The organism is uncultured Dokdonia sp. (genome assembly GCF_947492815.1).
In the GTDB taxonomy this organism is placed as follows: domain Bacteria; phylum Bacteroidota; class Bacteroidia; order Flavobacteriales; family Flavobacteriaceae; genus Dokdonia.
The window spans coordinates 1-1,243 of the sequence record NZ_CANLOB010000071.1; the positions used below are offsets into that span (position 1 = coordinate 1).

A 1,243-nucleotide genomic window follows, 5' to 3' on the forward strand; every position below is an offset into this window, starting at 1 on the left:
TAGGGAATGATGATGGAGAGATTGAAGACGGTTTTGATGCTGATAATGATGGAGTTCCAAATCACTTTGATTTAGATGCTGATAATGATGGAATCCATGATATCATTGAATCTGGTCAAGGAGATTTAGATACCGATGGAGATGGAGATGTAGATGTAGATGATGATGTATTTGCTGATGCAAATATGGATGGACAAGCAGACAACTCTGAAGGAAATACACCTACTGATACTTTGAATGATGGAAGTCCAGACTTCTTAAATCAGGATAGTGATGCCGATGGTTGTTCTGATGCTAATGAAGCATACAATGATCCAAATGCTGATGGAGGAGATGGAGGATCATATAGTACACCTGAACCGCCATTGGTAAATCCTGATGGAACAGTACAGGGAGCTCCTTATGATACAGGATTTGTAGAAGCAGTAACAATAGCAGATACAGATATAGACGGTGATGGAGTTGTTGGAGCATGTGATCTTGATGATGATGGAGATGGAGTGACTGATGAGCAAGAAATAATTGATGGAACGGATCCTAATGACCCTTGTAGTTTAGAAATTGCAAGTCAAACACTTCCTACAGAAGATGTATTTAATGACGCCGATTGTGATAATGATGGATTAACAAATGAAGAAGAAATTACAGGAGTAGACGATCCAATCACACCAGCTGATCCAGATGGTAATATGACGGATCCATTAGACCCAGATACAGATGGTGATGGTGTAACAGATGGTGATGAAGCATTAGATGGAACAGATCCGAATGACCCTTGTGATTTAGTAGTTGCAAATCAAACAGAGATGCCAGATGATGCATTTAATAATGCTGATTGTGATGGAGATGGAGTAACGAATGATATTGAGATTAATACGGATAATACAGATCCATTAGATCCTTGTGATTACAACCCCGTAAATCAAGATACTTCAGCAGTAACAGCTGAATATAATGCAGAAGATTGTGATAATGATGGATTAAACAATGGAGAAGAAATTACAGGTGTAGACGATCCAGATACTCCAGCAGATCCAGATGGTAATATGACGGATCCATTAGATCCAGATACAGATGGCGATGGTGTAACCGATGGTGATGAAGCAAATGATGGTACGGATCCAAATGATCCTTGTGATCTGATTGTAGCGAGCCAAACAGAAACGCCAAGTGAGGAGTATGGAGATTTAGATTGTGATGATGATGGATTAACCAATGATGAGGAGACTACAGGTGTAGATGA

General features: G+C 39.6%; 1 pseudogene. It reads left to right on the forward strand.

The window, feature by feature from the left end:
• Positions 1 to 1,243: pseudogene (locus tag Q1A01_RS23540) on the forward strand (hypothetical protein); the annotation flags it as partial.